Raw genomic sequence first — 615 nt, 5'->3', positions numbered from 1 at the left:
TGTTGATCGTGGGTGATCCTCGCGAACTAGGCACGGACTCACGTGGATCGGGACGGTGGGCCGTACCCGCCGAAGTAATCGATATTGCGTCCGACGGCATGCTCACCCGTTCCCGCACGCGAATTCTGCTGACCGGAGGCGAAGGCTGGGACCAGGTAGTCACGGGACAGGAGGTAAGAACCGCCGGAAAGCTAAAGCAGGCAAAACCGGGACAAATCGAGGCCGGTGTTCTTGCGGCCGCGACCCCTCCCATGCGGCCGGACTCACGGCACAAGCCGGACACACAGAACAAGCCGGAGGCACACGGCAACATTTCCCAAGGTCCAGCGCAGCTGAAAATACAATTCGCCTCGGCCGCCGAGTGGTTGAGGGGCGACGCCGCCGGACTCCTGCCTGGAATGGTCACGGGCGACACCACCGGCGTGGACGAAAGCCTGGAAGAGGCGATGAAGACCACCAGCACCACCCACCTCACTGCGGTCAGCGGCGCAAATTGCAGCCTTATTCTTGGGGGTCTGGTGCTCCTCGCCAGGAGCTTCAGGCTTGCCAGGGGAGTCGCGGCAATCATGGCCCTTGGTGGCTTGGCGGCCTTTGTCATGATGGTGGGGCCGGACG

General features: G+C 63.1%; 1 protein-coding gene. It reads left to right on the top strand.

All coding sequences use genetic code 11. The annotated features are described in order from the left end of the window. Positions 1–98: 98 nt before the first annotated feature. A partial coding sequence (locus AC1DE7_RS31770; RefSeq protein WP_477535894.1) for a ComEC/Rec2 family competence protein occupies positions 99–615 on the top strand: 517 nt, incomplete at its 3' end.

It is taken from the genome of Paenibacillus sp. 10L310, assembly GCF_056395745.1.
Note: the sequence above shows the minus strand (reverse complement) of the source record. Positions and strands in the feature narration are given on the sequence as shown.